Source organism: Stenotrophomonas maltophilia group sp. SKK55 (assembly GCF_057179845.1).
On sequence record NZ_JBXUHP010000052.1, the window covers coordinates 23655 to 38690 of the forward strand.

Sequence of the window (15036 nt, forward strand, 5' to 3'; positions counted from 1 at the left end):
CCGCGACTCTCCTTAGGTGCTCCGCATGCGCGATCTTCCCGGTTACCCCGCCCACCCGCAGCGCTTCGAGGTCCGCCCCGGCCTGTCGATGAACTATCTCGACGAGGGCCCGCGCGATGGCGAGGTGGTGGTGATGGTGCACGGCAACCCGTCGTGGAGCTATTACTGGCGCACGCTGGTGGCCGGCCTGTCGGACAGGTACCGCTGCATCGTGCCGGACCACATTGGCATGGGCCTGTCGGACAAGCCGGACGACAGCCGCTATGAGTACACGCTGCAGTCGCGCGTGGACGATCTTGATGCGCTGCTGAAGCACCTGGGCATCACCGGCCCGGTGACCCTGGCCGTGCACGACTGGGGCGGCATGATCGGCTTCGGCTGGGCGCTGTCGCACCACGAGCAGGTGAAGCGCCTGGTCGTGCTCAACACCGCTGCCTTCCCGATGCCGGCGGCGAAGAAGATGCCGTGGCAGATCGCGCTGGGTCGCCACTGGAAGATCGGCGAGTGGATCATCCGCAGCTTCAATGCGTTCTCGTCCGGGGCCTCTTGGCTTGGCGTGGAGCGCAGGATGCCGGCCGATGTGCGCCGCGCCTACGTGTCGCCGTACAACAGCTGGGCCAACCGCATCAGCACCATCCGCTTCATGCAGGACATCCCGCTGTCGCCGGCCGACAAGGCCTGGTCGCTACTGGAGCGTGCCGGCAAGGCATTGCCTTCGTTCGCCGACCGCCCGGCCTTCCTCGGCTGGGGCCTGCGTGACTTCGTGTTCGACCATCATTTCCTGAAGGGTTTCCAGGCCGCACTGCCGCAGGCCCAGGTGCATGCCTTCGAGGACGCCGGCCACTATGTGCTGGAAGACAAGCACGAAGTGCTGGTACCGGAGATCCGCGCGTTCCTGGACAAGAACCCGATCTGAGAGGTGTGCCGACCAACGGTCGGCACCCACAAGTGGAAGGTATGGGTGGGTGCCGACCGTTGGTCGGCACACCGGATTATGCGGCGACCGGTGCCTGCGGCGGCGAGGACGGGCTGTTGCCGTTGTCGTCCGGATGATCGTCGTCATTGTCGGCGTCATCGCGCCAACGCCAGTTGGCCGGCGTCAGCGGATCCAGGCCATAGGCAATGCGCGCCTTGTCGCACTGCGGGCTGGCCTTGCCGTATTCCCACGATGCATCCACCTCACGGCACACGCTGGGCCGGTTGGGGTGGATCGTGCAGCGTGAATACACGCCGATCTGCGCATCCAGCGCGACGCAGCGCACCGGCTTGGAATGGGTGCCGCGCATGCACAGGCGGTGCGGATCCAGCACCTCGGTGAGCTGATGCGGCACGCCGCCGGGGGTGACCTCGTCCGATTCCATCCAGTGGAAGGCCACGCGGTACTGGGTGCAGCAGGCGCCGCAGGTCATGCAGGGATGTTGCATGGGCAAGCCGCCTCGGGCGGCAGTCGGAATCAGGAACGAGGGAGCGGATTTTCCACGAAGTGGGCCGCCGCGCAAGAAATTCCGTAAGCGGCGACAATGAACGGATGAACCGACCCTGCAATATCGCCGCACGGCTGCCTGAACTGGCGCGTGAACGCCCCGACCAGATCGCCATCCGCTGCCCCGGCCGCCGCGGCGCCGGCAACGGCATGGCCGCCTACAATGTCACCCTCGATTACCGTCAGGTGGACGCCCGCAGTGATGCCATGGCCGCCGGCCTGGCCGGTTACGGGATTGGCCGCGGCGTGCGCACGGTGGTGATGGTGCGGCCTTCTCCGGAGTTCTTCCTGCTGATGTTCGCGCTGTTCAAGCTGGGCGCAGTGCCGGTGCTGGTCGATCCGGGCATCGACCGGCGCGCACTGAAGCAGTGCCTGGACGAGGCGCAGCCGCAGGCCTTCATCGGCATTCCGCTGGCGCATGTGGCGAGGCTGGTGCTGCGCTGGGCGCCGTCGGCCACCCGGCTGGTGACGGTCGGCCGCCGCCTCGGCTGGGGCGGCACCACGCTGGCCACGCTGGAGCGCGCTGGCGCCAGCGCTGGGCCGATGCTGGCCGACACCGATGGCGAGGACATGGCGGCGATCCTGTTCACCAGCGGCTCCACCGGCGTGCCCAAGGGCGTGGTCTACCGCCACCGCCACTTCGTCGGCCAGATCCAGTTGCTGGGCAGTGCCTTCGGCATGGAAGCGGGTGGGGTGGACCTGCCGACCTTCCCACCGTTCGCGCTGTTCGACCCGGCGTTGGGCCTGACTTCGGTGATCCCGGACATGGACCCGACGCGGCCGGCGCAGGCCGACCCGGGACGCCTGCACGATGCGATCCAGCGCTTCGGCGTGACCCAGCTGTTCGGCTCGCCAGCGCTGATGCGGGTGCTGGCCCGGCACGGGCGGCCACTGCCGACGGTGACCCGGGTGACCTCGGCCGGGGCACCGGTGCCGCCGGACGTGGTCGCCACCATCCGCAGCCTGCTGCCGGCCGATGCGCAGTTCTGGACCCCCTATGGCGCCACCGAGTGCCTGCCGGTGGCGGTGGTCGAAGGCCGCGAACTGGAGCGCACCCGTGCGGCGACCGAGGCCGGTGCCGGCACCTGCGTGGGCAGCGTGGTGGCCCCCAACGAGGTGCGCATCATCGCCATCGACGACGCACCGCTGCCGGACTGGTCGCAGGCGCGCGTGCTGGCGGTGGGTGAAGTGGGGGAAATCACCGTGGCCGGGCCGACCGCCACCGACAGCTACTTCAACCGACCGCAGGCCACCGCGGCGGCGAAGATCCGCGAGACGCTGGCCGACGGCAGCACCCGCGTGGTGCATCGCATGGGCGACGTCGGTTATTTCGATGTGCAGGGCCGCCTGTGGTTCTGCGGGCGCAAGACGCAACGCGTGGAAACCGCGCGCGGGCCGCTGTACACCGAGCAGGTCGAGCCGGTGTTCAACACCGTGGCCGGCGTGGCGCGCACGGCACTGGTCGGCGTCGGCGCCGCCGGCGCGCAGGTGCCGGTGCTGTGCGTGGAGCTGCAGCGCGGCCAGTCCGACAGCCCGGCGCTGCAGGAAGCGCTGCGTGCGCACGCAGCCGCCCGCCTGCCGGAGGCCGGCCTGCAGCACTTCCTGGTGCATCCGGCGTTCCCCGTCGATATCCGTCACAACGCCAAGATCGGCCGCGAAAAGCTCGCCGTCTGGGCCAGCGCCGAACTGGAGAAGCGCGCATGAAGATCCTGGTCACCGGTGGCGGTGGTTTCCTTGGGCAGGCGCTGTGCCGCGGGCTGGTCGAGCGTGGCCACCAGGTGCTGGCGTTCAACCGCAGTCATTACCCGGAACTGCAGGCGATGGGCGTGGGCCAGATCCGCGGTGATCTGGCCGATGCGCAGGCGGTGCTGCATGCGGTGGCCGGCGTCGATGCGGTGTTCCACAACGGCGCCAAGGCCGGCGCATGGGGCAGCTATGACAGCTACCACCAGGCCAACGTGGTCGGCACCGACAACGTCCTCGCTGCGTGCCGCGCGCATGGCATCACCCGGCTGGTCTACACCTCCACGCCCAGCGTGACCCATCGTGCCACCCATCCGGTGGAAGGCCTGGGGGCTGACGAGGTGCCGTACGGCGAAGATTTCCAGGCGCCGTATGCGGCCACCAAGGCGATCGCCGAACAGCGCGTGCTGGCCGCCAACGATGCAGCGTTGGCGACGGTGGCGCTGCGTCCGCGCCTGATCTGGGGCCCCGGTGACCAGCAGCTGGTGCCCAGGCTCGCCGAGCGTGCGCGGCAGGGACGCCTGCGCCTGGTCGGCGAAGGCAACAACAAGGTCGATACCACCTACATCGACAACGCCGCGCTGGCGCACTTCCTCGCCTTTGACGCCCTGGCACCGGGCGCTGCGTGTGCGGGCAAGGCCTACTTCATCTCCAACGGCGAGCCGTTGCCGATGCGCGAGCTGGTGAACAAGCTGTTGGCTGCGGTGGGTGCGCCATCCGTGGACAAGGCGATCAGCTTCAAGACCGCCTACCGCATCGGCGCCGTCTGCGAGCGGCTGTGGCCGCTGCTGCGCCTGCGCGGCGAGCCGCCGCTGACCCGCTTCCTGGCCGAGCAGCTGTGCACGCCGCACTGGTACAGCATGGAACCGGCGCGCCGTGACTTCGGCTACGTGCCGCAGGTCAGCATCGAAGAAGGGCTGCGCAGGCTGAAGGCTTCATCTGCTGCATAGATCGCCATCACTGGTTGCACACCGCAGGATCGGGAGGATGGACCCACGCCATCCAAGGCTCGACCACCCGCGAGGAGCGCCATGCTGCACTACGCCATCATCTTCTTTGTCATCGCCATCATCGCCGCCGTTCTGGGTTTCTCCGGAATTGCCGGCGCCGCAACGAACATCGCCTGGATCCTGTTCGTGGTGTTCCTGATCCTTGCGGTGATCTCGATGTTCCGCAAGCGAGGCTAGCTGGTAGTGCCGGCCGCTGGCCGGTATCGCTTTCCGCAGAGTCGAGCCATGCTCGACTCTGCGGGCGATAACGCCGCTATACAGCGCTCTGCAGTTCGCGATCGGCTTCATGGCGCTCCAGCGCCAGCTCGATCAGGCGGGTGATCAGCGTGGTGTAGTCCACGCCGCTGGCACCCCACAGCTTCGGGTACATGCTGATGCGGGTGAAGCCGGGCAGCGTGTTGACCTCGTTGATGATGATGTCGCCGCCCGCGGTGAGGAACACATCCACGCGCGCCATGCCGGCACACTCCAGCGCCTGGTAGGCCCGCAGCGCGATCTGCTGGATCCGCGCCTGGGTTGCAGCATCGATATCCGCGGGTACCACCACTTCGGCACCATCGGCGTTGATGTACTTGGTGTCGTAAGCATAGAACTCGTCGTGCACCACCACCTCGCCGCACAGGCTGGCCTGCGGATGTTCGTTGCCCAGCACCGCGCACTCGATCTCGCGGCCGATCACCGCCGATTCCACCAGCACCTTGTGGTCGTAGCGCAGCGCCATTGCCAGCGCTTCGGCGAAGCCCGCTGCATCCTTGACCTTGCTCACGCCTACCGACGAGCCTTGGTTGGCCGGCTTCACGAACAGCGGCAGGCCAAGCTGGGCGATCACCGCGTCGACATCGACTGCCGCCGCCTGATGGCGGCGGATGCACAGCCACGGCGCCACCTGCAGCCCGGCGTCGCGCAGCAGGCGCTTGGTCACATCCTTGTCCATCGCCACTGCCGAGCCCAGTACCGGCGAACCGACGAAGGGCAGGTTGGCCATGCGCAGCAGGCCCTGCAGCGCGCCGTCCTCGCCCAGCGGCCCGTGCACGATCGGCAGCACCACATCGATCTGCGCCAAGGCGCTGGCCGCATCGCACGGCTGCAGCTGCCCCTGCTCGGCGCCCGGGCGCACCACCAGCGACGTGCCGGACCGATGCAGCGCGATGCGCGAGGGATCTTCGGCATTGATCAGGAACGTCTCCGGCTGGCTCAGGTGCCACTGCCCCTGCTTGTCGATGCCGACCAGCACCGGCTCGAAGCGCTCGCGATCGAGCGCATCGAGGATGTTCTTCGCCGACTGCAGTGAAACTTCGTGCTCGGAAGACTTGCCCCCGAAGATGATGCCGACCCGGGTCCGTGCCATGGGGAATGCGATGTCCTGTGCGTTGCGTGGCCCCATAGCATGAACCTTCATCGGCCTTCCGCGTGAGGCACAGATGAACCAGAAATCCATCCACGCATGGCGATCTACCGTGTCGACCAAGGTCGACACCCACCAACAACAGCAGGAACCTGTCGAAGGCGGGGTGGGTCCGGTTGCGGGGGCGTGAGCCGCATGGGCCCGAGGCATGCCTCGGGCGGGTTGGGCAGGATGCCCAACCCCGGTCTTGCCGCGTGCGCAGGACAGCGCACACGAGCAAGCGGCGACCGAGCTTACATGGGTGAGGGCGCTTTGCTTGCGAAGCACTGCTTCGCAAGCGCCCGAACGCACAGCCGCCCGCGGCTGGGCCGGGCCCCGGAGGGGGACTTGCAGCGTCCCCCGCAACCGGACCCACCCCGCCATCCCACGGACAGCCCGCTTTTGATGTTGATCTTGCCGGCCAGCGGCCGGTGCCTCTGCGGGTGCCGGGCGGCAGCCCGGCCCAAGCCCCCCACCCACGCAGGTAGAATGCGCCCATGGCTCTTTCCCTGCTCAAGTCCCTCAAGCCGGTCGCTGGCCGCGCCCTGCAGATCGCCCTGAACCGCGCGCTGGCGCTGGATCCGGATACCCGCCATGCCCTGGCCAGCCTCGATGGCCGGCACATCGACCTGACCCTGGAAGCGCCGTCGCTGGCGATGCGCATCAGCGTCGACGGCGACCAGCTGCGGGTCGGCCCGGTGGATGCGCAGGAAGCCGACCTGGCCGTGCGCAGCAGCCTGGCCGGCGTACTGGCGCAGCTGCCGCTGCTGGCCAACGCACGGCGCGGCGAGTCCAACAACAAGGGCCGTGTACGCGTGGCCGGTGACGCCGAACTGGCGCGGCGCCTGCAGCAGCTGGCCAAGGGCTTCGATCCTGACTGGCAGCAGCCGTTCGTCAGCGTATTCGGCGAGGTACTGGGCGTGCAGGTCGCCAACACCCTGCGCAGCGCCCTGCAGCACGCGCGCCAGGGTGCGATCGACCTGGCCCACAGCGCCGCCGAATTCATCACCGAGGAATCGCGCGACGTGGTGCCGCGTGCCGAGCTGGATGCCTTCCATGATGATGTGGACGTGCTGCGCGATGACGTCGAGCGTCTTGGCGCGCGCGTGCAGCGCCTGCGGGGTGCCGCATGAAGGCCGTGCTGCGGGCGAGCCGCATCGGCCGGGTGATCCTGCGTTACCGCCTTGACGACCTGCTGCAGGGCACGCCGGCCGAGCGTTGGCTGCGCCTGGCCAAGCCGTTCGTGCCGCGTGCCTCGGCCGACATCGCCGCACAGTCGCGCGGTGCACGCCTGCGCCTGGCGCTGCAGGACCTCGGCCCGATCTTCGTCAAGTTCGGCCAGATCCTGTCCACCCGCCGCGACCTGGTGCCGCCGGACGTGGCCAACGAACTGACCCTGCTGCAGGACCGGGTCAAGCCGTTCGACGGTGACACCGCGCGTCGCATTGTCGAGGAAGCGCTTGGCCTGCCGGTCAGCGAGGCGTTCGCCAGCTTCGATACCGAACCACTGGCCTCGGCTTCGATCGCGCAGGTGCATGCGGCCACGCTGGCCGATGGCCGCCAGGTGGTGGTCAAGGTGCTGCGCCCGGGCATCGAGAAGCAGATCGATGCCGACATCGCCCTGCTCAACTCGCTGGCCGCGCTGGTCGAGCGTACCCATCCGCGTGCCGACAAGATCCGACCGCGCGAAGTGGTGGCCGAAGTCGAGAACACCCTGGCCGCCGAGCTGGACCTGCAGCGCGAAGGCGCCAATGCCAGCGTGCTGCGCCGCTTCTGGGAGAACAGCGACGACCTGTACGTGCCGGAAGTGATCTGGAGCCATACCGCCGAACGCGCGCTGACCCTGGAGCGCGTGTGGGGCATCCCGTCCGACGACATCGCCGCGCTCGACAAGGCGGGCATCGACCGCAAGGCACTGGCCGCCAAGGGCGTGCGGGTCTTCTACACCCAGGTGTTCCGCGACAACTTCTTCCATGCCGATGCGCACGCCGGCAACATCTGGGTCGACACCGATCCGGCCCGCCGCGCCAACCCGCGATTCATCGCGCTGGACTTCGGCATCATGGGCCAGCTGTCGCAGGAGGATCAGTACTACCTGGCCGAGAACTTCATGGCCATCTTCAACCGCGACTACCGCCGCATCGCCGAACTGCATGTGCAGGCGCGCTGGATGCCGGACAACGTGCGCATCGATGATCTGGAAGCGGCTGTGCGTTCGGTGTGCGAGCCGTACTTCACCCGCCCGCTGTCGCAGATCTCGCTGGCCGAAGTGCTGATGAAGCTGTTCCGCGTGGCGCAGCGCTACCAGCTGACCCTGCAGCCGCAGCTGATCCTGCTGCAGAAGACCCTGCTGAACATCGAAGGTGTCGGCCGCCAGCTGGATCCGCAGATCGATATCTGGGCGGTGGCCAAGCCGGTGCTGGCGAAGATCCTGCGCGAGCGCTACAGCCCACGCCGGGTCGTGCGCGAGATCGGCAAGCGGTTGCCGGAAATCATGACCCACGCACCGGACATGCCGCGCCTCGTACACGCCTGGCTGACCCAGCAGGTGGAGGGGCGCCACGAGCTGGCGATGCGCTCGCGCGATCTGGTTGCGCTGGATGCCAGCGTGCAGCGCCTGCAGAAGCGCGCGGTCGGCGCGATCACCGGCGTCGGCCTGCTGGCCATCGCCGCGCTGATGTACGTGCTGCAGCCGCCGGGCTGGTACTGGGGCGACCTGCCGATGTGGAGCTGGGTGTCTGGTGCCGTCGGCGCGCTGGCGCTGGCGCGCGCGTGGTGGAGATAGACCCGGTGCTGCAGACGCTGAAGAACGAACTGATGCACTTCGGTGCTGAAAACGACGCGCATGAAACCGAGCGCGCTCGGCGCATGCTGAACATCACGCCGGATACCGGTGAATTCCTGTCGGTGCTGGTGCGTTTCGGCACCGCACGCCGGGTACTGGAAATCGGCACCTCCAATGGCTACTCCACGCTGTGGCTGGCCGAAGCCGCCGCCGCCATCGACGGCCACGTGACCACGCTGGAAGTCGCCGAGGACAAGGTGGCGATGGCGCGATCCACGTTCGCGCGCAGCGGCTTGGCCGCGCACATCACGCTGGTGCATGGCGATGCCGGGCAGTGGTTGGCAGAGGCCGGCGAAGGCTGCATCGACCTGCTGTTCCTGGATTCGGACCGCGGGCAGTACGCCGGCTGGTGGCCGCAGCTGCGCCGCGTGCTGCGGCCAGGGGGCCTGCTGGTGGTGGACAACGCCACGTCGCACGCGGAAGAGATGAAACCCTTGTGCCTGCTGCTGGATGCCGATCCGGACTTCAGCACCAGCGTGGTGCCGGTGGGCAACGGCGAATTGCTGGCCGTGCGCAACGGCTGACCGCCGCGCCACACACCCGGGGTCAGATCCCTTTTCCGCAGGAAAAGGGATCTGACCCCGATCAGGGCGCCCGTATAATCCCGCGGTGAGTACCGAACCTGACACCCTCGCCGCGGTCGAGACTGAAACCGCGCCCCTGCAGCTGCTGCACCTGGATGAGCGCCTGGCCGTGGTCAACAAGCCTGCCGGGCTGATGGTCCACGACAGCAAGCTGGCCCGTGGCGAAGATGATTTCCTGGCCGACCGCCTGCGTGAGCAGCTGGGGCGGCCGATCTTCCTCGTGCACCGCCTGGACCGGGCCACCAGTGGCTGCCTGCTGGTGGCCTTCGACCGCGAAACTGCCAGTTCGCTGGGCAAGGCACTGATGGGTGGCGAAGTGGCCAAGGACTACCTGACAGTCTGCCGAGGCTGGCCGGCCGAGCTGTCCTGGCGGGTGGACCATGATCTGGACGGCGGGCCGGGCAAGCCGGTGAAGAAGCCGGCGATCACCGATTTCCAGCGCCTGGCCACTGGCGAGCTGTCGGTGCCGGTGGGCGAATTCAGCAGCTCGCGCTACGCGCTGCTGCGCTGCCAGCCGCAGACCGGGCGCTTCCGGCAGATCCGCCGTCACCTCAAGCACCTCTCGCATCACATGATCGGCGATACCAGCCACGGCGATGGGCGCCATAACCGCATCTTCCGCATGCAGGGCATGCACCGCATGCTGCTGCACGCCGAGCGCCTGCGTTTTCCGCATCCGGAGGGCGGCAACGTGGATGTCAGTGCGCCGCTGGACCGCCAGTTCCAGAAGGCACTGGACCTGTTCGGCTGGCAGGTGGACGACGCCTGATGCTGCTGCGGTAAGCCGAGCGTGGGCTCGGCTCTACAGCCAGCGGCCGGGCATGGCCCGGCGCACCCTGCTATTTCTTTTCCGGCTCGTTGACGATCGCTTCCAGGTCTTTCTGCAGGTCCGCAAACAGCGGCTGCATGCGCGCCTGGATGGCCACCATCACGTTCTGCATCAGTGCCGGGGTCTTGTCCAGCAGGCTCTGGCCTGCCGCGCTCTCGTAGAACTCGGCCATCGCCAGCACGTCTTCCTTGCTGAACGTCTTCTTGTACAGGTCCACGTACATCGGCCGCAGCTGCTGCCACGACATGGCCTGGCGCAGGGTCTGGCTGGTCCGCGCCTGGATCCGCTTCAGCTGTTCCTGCTGCTGGGCGGTGAGCTGGCGCTGTGCGGCCACCTGCTGGAACTGCTGCTGCTGCATGGCTTCGATCTGCGGCACCATGGTGTCGATCATGCTCTGCGCGCGCGAGGCCGACAGCAGGCGGTTGATGTCGCCGTCGGTCGGCGGGGCGGCCAGGGCCGGGACGCTGGCCGTGGCCAGTGCCAGCAGCAGGGCGGCGCGGCGCAGCAGGGACGGCAGGGCGGGTGCGAAGCGGGTCATGCGGGCTTCCTGCGGTACATGGGACCGCCAGCATACCTGCAGCCCAGGCGAAGGCGGCGTGTTCGGCGCCTGATCGGCGGCATACGGGGCGCGATGGCGCACTCCACCACGTGGCTGCCGCTACAATGCGCGGATGGGCAGTGGACCGGTCACCATCAGCGCGCAGCTTGAAATCCCCGACGGCGAGATCGTCGAGCGGTTCGTGCGCGCCAGTGGCGCCGGCGGCCAGAACGTCAACAAGGTGTCCACTGCGGTGGAACTGCGTTTCGACGTGGCCAATTCGCCCTCGTTGCCCGAACCGTTGCGCGCGCGGCTGTTGGCGCGGCGTGACCGGCGCATGACCGGCGAAGGCGTGCTGGTCATCGACGCGCAACGTTTCCGCACCCAGGATCGCAATCGCGAGGATGCGCGCGAGCGGCTGGCGGCCTTCATCCAGGCCGGGCTGAGCGTGCCCAAACCGCGCAAGGCCACCAAGCCGACCCTCGGGTCGAAACTGCGTCGTCTGGACGCCAAACGCGGGCGCGCGCAGATCAAGCGCGGGCGCTCATCACGTGACTGGGAGTGATTGCTTGAACAACCCGACTTCGTTGCTGCCGGCCGTGCCGCCGCAGATGCCGCAGGTCAAACCCAACGCCTTCCTGCGCTGGCTGGCGCGCTGCACCCTGCGCATGGGGGGCTGGAAGGTGACCGGCACCCTGCCTGACATCCCCAGGCTGGTCTTCATCATCGCCCCGCATTCGTCCAACTGGGACGGGCTGTGGGGCATGGCGGCGAAGATCGCGCTGGGCATGAAGGTGAAGGTGCTGGGCAAGGCGTCGCTGTTCTGGTGGCCGCTGGGCCCGTTGCTGCACCGGCTGGGCGTGATTCCGCTCGATCGCAGCTCGCCACAGGGCACGGTGGGCCAGGCGGTGGACCTGCTGCGCAACAACGAGAAGATGTGGTTCGCCATCACCCCCGAGGGCACCCGCAAGGCGGTGAAGGACTGGAAGGCCGGCTTCCTGAAGATCGCCCGGATGGCCGACGTGCCGATCCTGACTGCGTATTTCCACTATCCGGAAAAGACCATCGGCATCGGTCCGTTGTTCACCCCGAGCGGCGACGATGTGGCCGACATGGCTGCCATCCGCGAGTTCTACCGGCCCTGGATCGGCAAGACCCGCGGCACGGTCTGAGCCGGCCGCAGGACGCCGCATAGACGCCACGTCCGGCACATGCCGGGCGAGCGCGACAGGAGTAGGGTGGAGGGCTGGTATCCATACCGTCTGCCCAAGGAGCGTTTTTACATGTCGCGTACCGTAGTCCTGGCCGCCGCCATCAGCCTGGCGCTGGCGGCCTGTTCCGGCAAGGAGTCCACCCCCGTGTCCGATGCCCAGAAGACCCCGGCCCAGCAGCCGGCCGAAGCCTCCACCAATCCGCTGCTGAGTGCCAGCACGCTGCCGTTCCAGGCCCCGCCGTTCGACAAGATCAAGGACAGCGACTACCTGCCGGCGTTCGAAGAAGGCATGCGCCAGCACCTGGCCGACGTGCGCAAGATCGCCGACAGCAGCGAGCCGGCCACCTTCGACAACACCATCGTGGCGATGGAGCGCAGCGGCGAGACCCTGACCCGCGTGTCGCGCATCTTCTTCGGCCTGGTCCAGGCCGACACCAACGATGCGCGCCAGAAGATCCAGGAAGAAGTGGCGCCGAAGCTGGCCGCGCACCAGGATGAGATCAACCTCGATCCGAAGCTGTTCGCGCGCGTGAAGTCGCTGTACGACCAGCGTGACACGCTGGAGCTGGACCCGGTTCAGAAGCGCCTGGTCGAGCACTATTACGATGGCCTGGTGCGCGCCGGTGCGCAGCTGTCCGACGCTGACAAGGCGACCCTGCGCAAGCTCAACGTGGAAGAGACCACGCTCTCCACCCAGTTCCACACCCGCCTGGTGGCCGCGACCGCCGCTGCGGCTGTTGTCGTTGACGACAAGGCCAAGCTGGCCGGCCTGGACGAGGGCGCGATCAACAATGCTGCGGCCGCCGCCAAGGACCGCAAGCTGGATGGCAAATTCCTGCTGCCGCTGCAGAACACCACCCAGCAGCCGGTGCTCGGCTCGCTGAGCGATCGCGACCAGCGTGCCGCCGTGCTGAAGGCTTCGGAAACCCGCGCCGAGCGCGGCGATGCCAACGACACCCGGCAGACCGTGCAGCGCCTGGCCCAGCTGCGTGCACAGAAGGCCAAGCTGCTCGGCTTCGACACCTTCGCCGACTACCAGCTGGGCGACCAGATGGCCAAGACTCCGGCGGCCGCGCTCAAGCTGCTGACCGACACCGTGCCGGCCGCCACCGCCAAGGCGCGCGCCGAGGCCGGTGAGATCCAGAAGGTCATCGACGCGCAGAAGGGTGGTTTCCAGGTCGCCGCTTCGGACTGGGACTTCTACGCCGAGCAGGTGCGCAAGGCCAAGTACGATCTGGACGAGTCGCAGATCAAGCCGTACTTCGAACTGGACAACGTGCTGCAGAACGGCGTCTTCTACGCCGCCACCCAGCTGTACGGCATCACCTTCAAGCCGCGCACCGACATTCCGACCTACAACCCGGACATGAAGGTGTACGAAGTGTTCGACAAGGACGGCACCTCGCTGGCGCTGTTCTACACCGACTACTTCAAGCGTGACAGCAAGTCCGGTGGCGCCTGGATGGACGTGTTCGTCGAACAGGACGGCCTGACCGGTGCCAAGCCGGTGGTCTACAACGTCTGCAACTTCACCAAGCCAGCTGCCGGCCAGCCGGCGCTGATCAGCTTCGACGACGTCACCACGATGTTCCATGAGTTCGGCCATGCGCTGCACGGCATGTTCTCGAACGTGAAGTACCCGTCGATCGCCGGCACCGCCACCTCGCGTGACTTCGTCGAGTTCCCGTCGCAGTTCAACGAGCACTGGGCACTGGACCCGAAGGTGTTCGCCAACTACGCCAAGCACTACAAGACCGGCGAGGCGATGCCGCAGGAACTGGTCGACAAGATTCTCAAGGCGCGCAGCTTCAACCAGGGCTATGCGACCACCGAGTACCTGTCGGCCGCGCTGCTCGACCTGGCCTGGCACACGCAGAAGGCCGATGCGCCGCTGCAGGATGTCGGTGCCTTTGAAGCCAGCGCGCTGAAGAAGTTCAAGGTCGACCTGCCGCAGGTGCCGCCGCGTTACCGCACCACCTACTTCGACCACATCTGGGGTGGTGGTTACTCGGCCGGTTACTACGCCTACTTCTGGGCCGAAGTGCTGGACCATGACGCCTACCAGTGGTTCACCGAACACGGTGGCCTGACGGCGGCCAACGGCCAGGAGTTCCGCGACAAGATCCTCTCGCGCGGCAACAGCGTGGAGCTGTCGACCCTGTACCGCGATTTCCGCGGCAAGGACCCGTCGGTGGAACCGCTGCTGAAGTTCCGCGGGCTGAAGTAAGAAACAGAAAGCGGCGGGGGCAACCCCGCCGTTTTTCTTTGTGTAGAGCCGAGCCCATGCTCGGCTGGCTTTTTCTGGAGACGCAGCCGAGCATGGGCTCGGCTCTACACAAGCGGATCACGTTCCCACGTGCACCCGGTTGGCCTGCTCGGCCAGGCCCAGGTGATCGAGCGCGATATCCAGCGCCAGCACATAACTCTGCGCGCCATACCCAGCAGCAATGCCCAGGCGCTGGCCGACACCGGCCGGCAGGCACGGTTCGGCCACTGCGCCGTCGTCATGCACCTCTACATACGCGTTGTGCAGATAGGGCAGCAGCCGCTGCAGGCGCAGGCTGTTGGCACACGCACCCGGATCGAGCAGCGTCACCTCGCCACGGCTGTGGTCGGCCACGCGCAGCGCATCGAGCAGTTCCTGTTCCGAACCGCAGGCGCGGATCGCCACGCTGGTGCCGGCGTCGATCGCGCGATGCACCAGCGACTTCAGGACCGGTGCCGGCAGCGGCATCGCGGTGCGGATCAGGGCGCCGGCCGCTTCCGGGCCGCGGATGATGAAGATCGACATGACTCAGCTCTCCTGCGCCAGGCGGCGGCCGACAATGGCCAGCGACAACGGGTAACCGGCCTGCTGGCTGCGCTGGTCGACCACCACGGCGGCGGGGCCGTGCTGCAGGCGCAGGCGTGCATCCAGACCAGGTTCGCTGGGCGCCTGCAACTCGATGTACTGCGCCGGTAGCCGTTCCAGTGCCGCCTGCAGCGCGCCACCTTCGGCCTGCCATTGCGCCTCGTCGGCGGCACCGACATCCAGCAGTACCCAGTCGGCCGAGCGCGCCTGCGGTTGGCAGAGGCACTGGCGTACCTCGGACAGGCTGGCACAGTCACTGCAGAGCACGCGATGGCCGGCCAGCTGTGCCGGCAGTTGGGGACGCGGTGCCGACGAAGAGGCGTGGCGGATCACCAGGAGGGTCATACAACACCTTGCGGAATGCGCCGTGTGGCGCGGTGGGCACACGATGCGCGTGCTGCCCGTAAAGGTGCGATGCCGGCGGCCGGACCGGGGCGTAAAACCTGCGTAACCCTTCATGTAGCAACTGTCTTGTCAGGCGGAGGCCATCTGGGCCTCCGCGTCACGCTTGCGGGCGTTGAGGATCACCAGCATCTTGCGCATCACCGCGACCAGG

At 67.6% G+C, this 15036-nt stretch carries 16 protein-coding genes; 11 read left to right on the forward strand and 5 right to left on the reverse strand.

What is annotated here, in order from left to right; all coding sequences use genetic code 11:
• Positions 1–25 precede the first annotated feature (25 nt).
• The gene (locus tag AC2A1N_RS16520) at positions 26–916 is read left to right on the forward strand and encodes an alpha/beta fold hydrolase (RefSeq protein WP_134969505.1); all 891 of its coding nucleotides are present in this window, start codon (positions 26–28) and stop codon (positions 914–916) included.
• Positions 917–992: 76 nt separating this feature from the next.
• Here the strand turns inward: AC2A1N_RS16520 and AC2A1N_RS16525 are convergent, their stop codons facing one another.
• On the reverse strand, positions 993–1424 hold the full coding sequence (locus AC2A1N_RS16525) for a YkgJ family cysteine cluster protein (RefSeq protein WP_134969504.1): 432 nt from the start codon (positions 1422–1424) through the stop codon (positions 993–995).
• 104 nt (positions 1425–1528) lie between these two features.
• Between AC2A1N_RS16525 and oleC the strand changes: the two genes are divergently transcribed.
• The 3 genes from oleC to AC2A1N_RS16540 all read left to right on the forward strand — a co-directional run bounded on the left by oleC (position 1529) and on the right by AC2A1N_RS16540 (position 4413).
• Positions 1529–3187, forward strand: a complete 1659-nt coding sequence (oleC, locus tag AC2A1N_RS16530; protein WP_231352454.1) for an olefin beta-lactone synthetase — start codon at positions 1529–1531, stop codon at positions 3185–3187.
• Entirely contained in the window at positions 3184–4176 is a 993-nt protein-coding gene (gene oleD / locus AC2A1N_RS16535; RefSeq protein ID WP_134968814.1) for a 2-alkyl-3-oxoalkanoate reductase, read from the forward strand. Before oleC ends, oleD begins: the two co-directional genes overlap by 4 nt.
• A gap of 81 nt (positions 4177–4257) precedes the next feature.
• Positions 4258–4413 (forward strand): DUF1328 domain-containing protein, encoded by a 156-nt coding sequence (locus AC2A1N_RS16540; RefSeq protein WP_005407633.1) that lies wholly within the window; start codon positions 4258–4260, stop codon positions 4411–4413.
• Between the two features lie 76 nt (positions 4414–4489).
• Here AC2A1N_RS16540 and ddlA read toward each other — a convergent pair whose 3' ends face one another.
• Positions 4490–5584 (reverse strand): D-alanine--D-alanine ligase, encoded by a 1095-nt coding sequence (gene ddlA, locus AC2A1N_RS16545; protein ID WP_484372906.1) that lies wholly within the window; start codon positions 5582–5584, stop codon positions 4490–4492.
• A gap of 533 nt (positions 5585–6117) precedes the next feature.
• Here ddlA and AC2A1N_RS16550 point away from each other — a divergent pair.
• The 4 genes from AC2A1N_RS16550 to AC2A1N_RS16565 all read left to right on the forward strand — a co-directional run bounded on the left by AC2A1N_RS16550 (position 6118) and on the right by AC2A1N_RS16565 (position 9818).
• A complete protein-coding gene (locus tag AC2A1N_RS16550; RefSeq protein ID WP_005420772.1) occupies positions 6118–6753 on the forward strand; it encodes a ubiquinone biosynthesis accessory factor UbiJ in 636 nt (211 codons plus the stop codon).
• Entirely contained in the window at positions 6750–8405 is a 1656-nt protein-coding gene (gene ubiB, locus AC2A1N_RS16555) for a ubiquinone biosynthesis regulatory protein kinase UbiB (RefSeq protein ID WP_061479344.1), read from the forward strand. Before AC2A1N_RS16550 ends, ubiB begins: the two co-directional genes overlap by 4 nt.
• 32 nt (positions 8406–8437) lie before the next feature.
• A complete protein-coding gene (locus tag AC2A1N_RS16560) occupies positions 8438–8989 on the forward strand; it encodes an O-methyltransferase (protein WP_061479392.1) in 552 nt (183 codons plus the stop codon).
• Between the two features lie 85 nt (positions 8990–9074).
• A complete protein-coding gene (locus AC2A1N_RS16565) occupies positions 9075–9818 on the forward strand; it encodes a pseudouridine synthase (protein WP_484372909.1) in 744 nt (247 codons plus the stop codon).
• Positions 9819–9888: 70 nt separating this feature from the next.
• Here the strand turns inward: AC2A1N_RS16565 and AC2A1N_RS16570 are convergent, their stop codons facing one another.
• Positions 9889–10416 carry a DUF2059 domain-containing protein gene (locus AC2A1N_RS16570; protein ID WP_061480255.1) on the reverse strand — a complete coding sequence of 176 codons (528 nt, stop codon included), beginning with the start codon at positions 10414–10416 and terminating at the stop codon, positions 9889–9891.
• A gap of 133 nt (positions 10417–10549) precedes the next feature.
• Between AC2A1N_RS16570 and arfB the strand changes: the two genes are divergently transcribed.
• From arfB to dcp, 3 genes are all read left to right on the forward strand, one after another.
• Entirely contained in the window at positions 10550–10981 is a 432-nt protein-coding gene (gene arfB / locus AC2A1N_RS16575) for an alternative ribosome rescue aminoacyl-tRNA hydrolase ArfB (RefSeq protein WP_005420755.1), read from the forward strand.
• Positions 10982–10985: 4 nt separating this feature from the next.
• Positions 10986–11588 (forward strand): lysophospholipid acyltransferase family protein, encoded by a 603-nt coding sequence (locus AC2A1N_RS16580; RefSeq protein ID WP_049413619.1) that lies wholly within the window; start codon positions 10986–10988, stop codon positions 11586–11588.
• 111 nt (positions 11589–11699) lie between these two features.
• Positions 11700–13856, forward strand: coding sequence for a peptidyl-dipeptidase Dcp (gene dcp, locus AC2A1N_RS16585; protein ID WP_061480256.1), 2157 nt, complete (start codon positions 11700–11702; stop codon positions 13854–13856).
• A gap of 117 nt (positions 13857–13973) precedes the next feature.
• On the opposite strand, the gene AC2A1N_RS16590 is transcribed toward dcp, so the two are convergent.
• Complete coding sequence (locus tag AC2A1N_RS16590; RefSeq protein ID WP_004153636.1) at positions 13974–14420, reverse strand: 3-dehydroquinate dehydratase; 447 nt, start codon at positions 14418–14420, stop codon at positions 13974–13976.
• A 3-nt stretch (positions 14421–14423) separates the two neighbouring features.
• The gene (locus tag AC2A1N_RS16595; RefSeq protein WP_061480257.1) at positions 14424–14825 is read right to left on the reverse strand and encodes a hypothetical protein; all 402 of its coding nucleotides are present in this window, start codon (positions 14823–14825) and stop codon (positions 14424–14426) included.
• Positions 14826–15036: the final 211 nt, after the last annotated feature.

Bases quoted from the DNA above. Each gene is read 5' to 3' on its own strand.
- AC2A1N_RS16520 (WP_134969505.1), top strand. From the start codon at position 26: ATGCGCGATCTTCCCGGTTACCCCGCCCACCCGCAGCGCTTCGAGGTC.
- AC2A1N_RS16525 (WP_134969504.1), bottom strand. From the start codon at position 1,424: ATGCAACATCCCTGCATGACCTGCGGCGCCTGCTGCACCCAGTACCGC.
- oleD (WP_134968814.1), top strand. From the start codon at position 3,184: ATGAAGATCCTGGTCACCGGTGGCGGTGGTTTCCTTGGGCAGGCGCTG.
- AC2A1N_RS16560 (WP_061479392.1), top strand. From the start codon at position 8,438: ATGCACTTCGGTGCTGAAAACGACGCGCATGAAACCGAGCGCGCTCGG.
- AC2A1N_RS16570 (WP_061480255.1), bottom strand. From the start codon at position 10,416: ATGACCCGCTTCGCACCCGCCCTGCCGTCCCTGCTGCGCCGCGCCGCC.
- oleC (WP_231352454.1), top strand. From the start codon at position 1,529: ATGAACCGACCCTGCAATATCGCCGCACGGCTGCCTGAACTGGCGCGT.
- ddlA (WP_484372906.1), bottom strand. From the start codon at position 5,584: ATGGCACGGACCCGGGTCGGCATCATCTTCGGGGGCAAGTCTTCCGAG.
- AC2A1N_RS16590 (WP_004153636.1), bottom strand. From the start codon at position 14,420: ATGTCGATCTTCATCATCCGCGGCCCGGAAGCGGCCGGCGCCCTGATC.
- AC2A1N_RS16550 (WP_005420772.1), top strand. From the start codon at position 6,118: ATGGCTCTTTCCCTGCTCAAGTCCCTCAAGCCGGTCGCTGGCCGCGCC.
- arfB (WP_005420755.1), top strand. From the start codon at position 10,550: ATGGGCAGTGGACCGGTCACCATCAGCGCGCAGCTTGAAATCCCCGAC.
- dcp (WP_061480256.1), top strand. From the start codon at position 11,700: ATGTCGCGTACCGTAGTCCTGGCCGCCGCCATCAGCCTGGCGCTGGCG.
- AC2A1N_RS16540 (WP_005407633.1), top strand. From the start codon at position 4,258: ATGCTGCACTACGCCATCATCTTCTTTGTCATCGCCATCATCGCCGCC.
- AC2A1N_RS16595 (WP_061480257.1), bottom strand. From the start codon at position 14,825: ATGACCCTCCTGGTGATCCGCCACGCCTCTTCGTCGGCACCGCGTCCC.
- ubiB (WP_061479344.1), top strand. From the start codon at position 6,750: ATGAAGGCCGTGCTGCGGGCGAGCCGCATCGGCCGGGTGATCCTGCGT.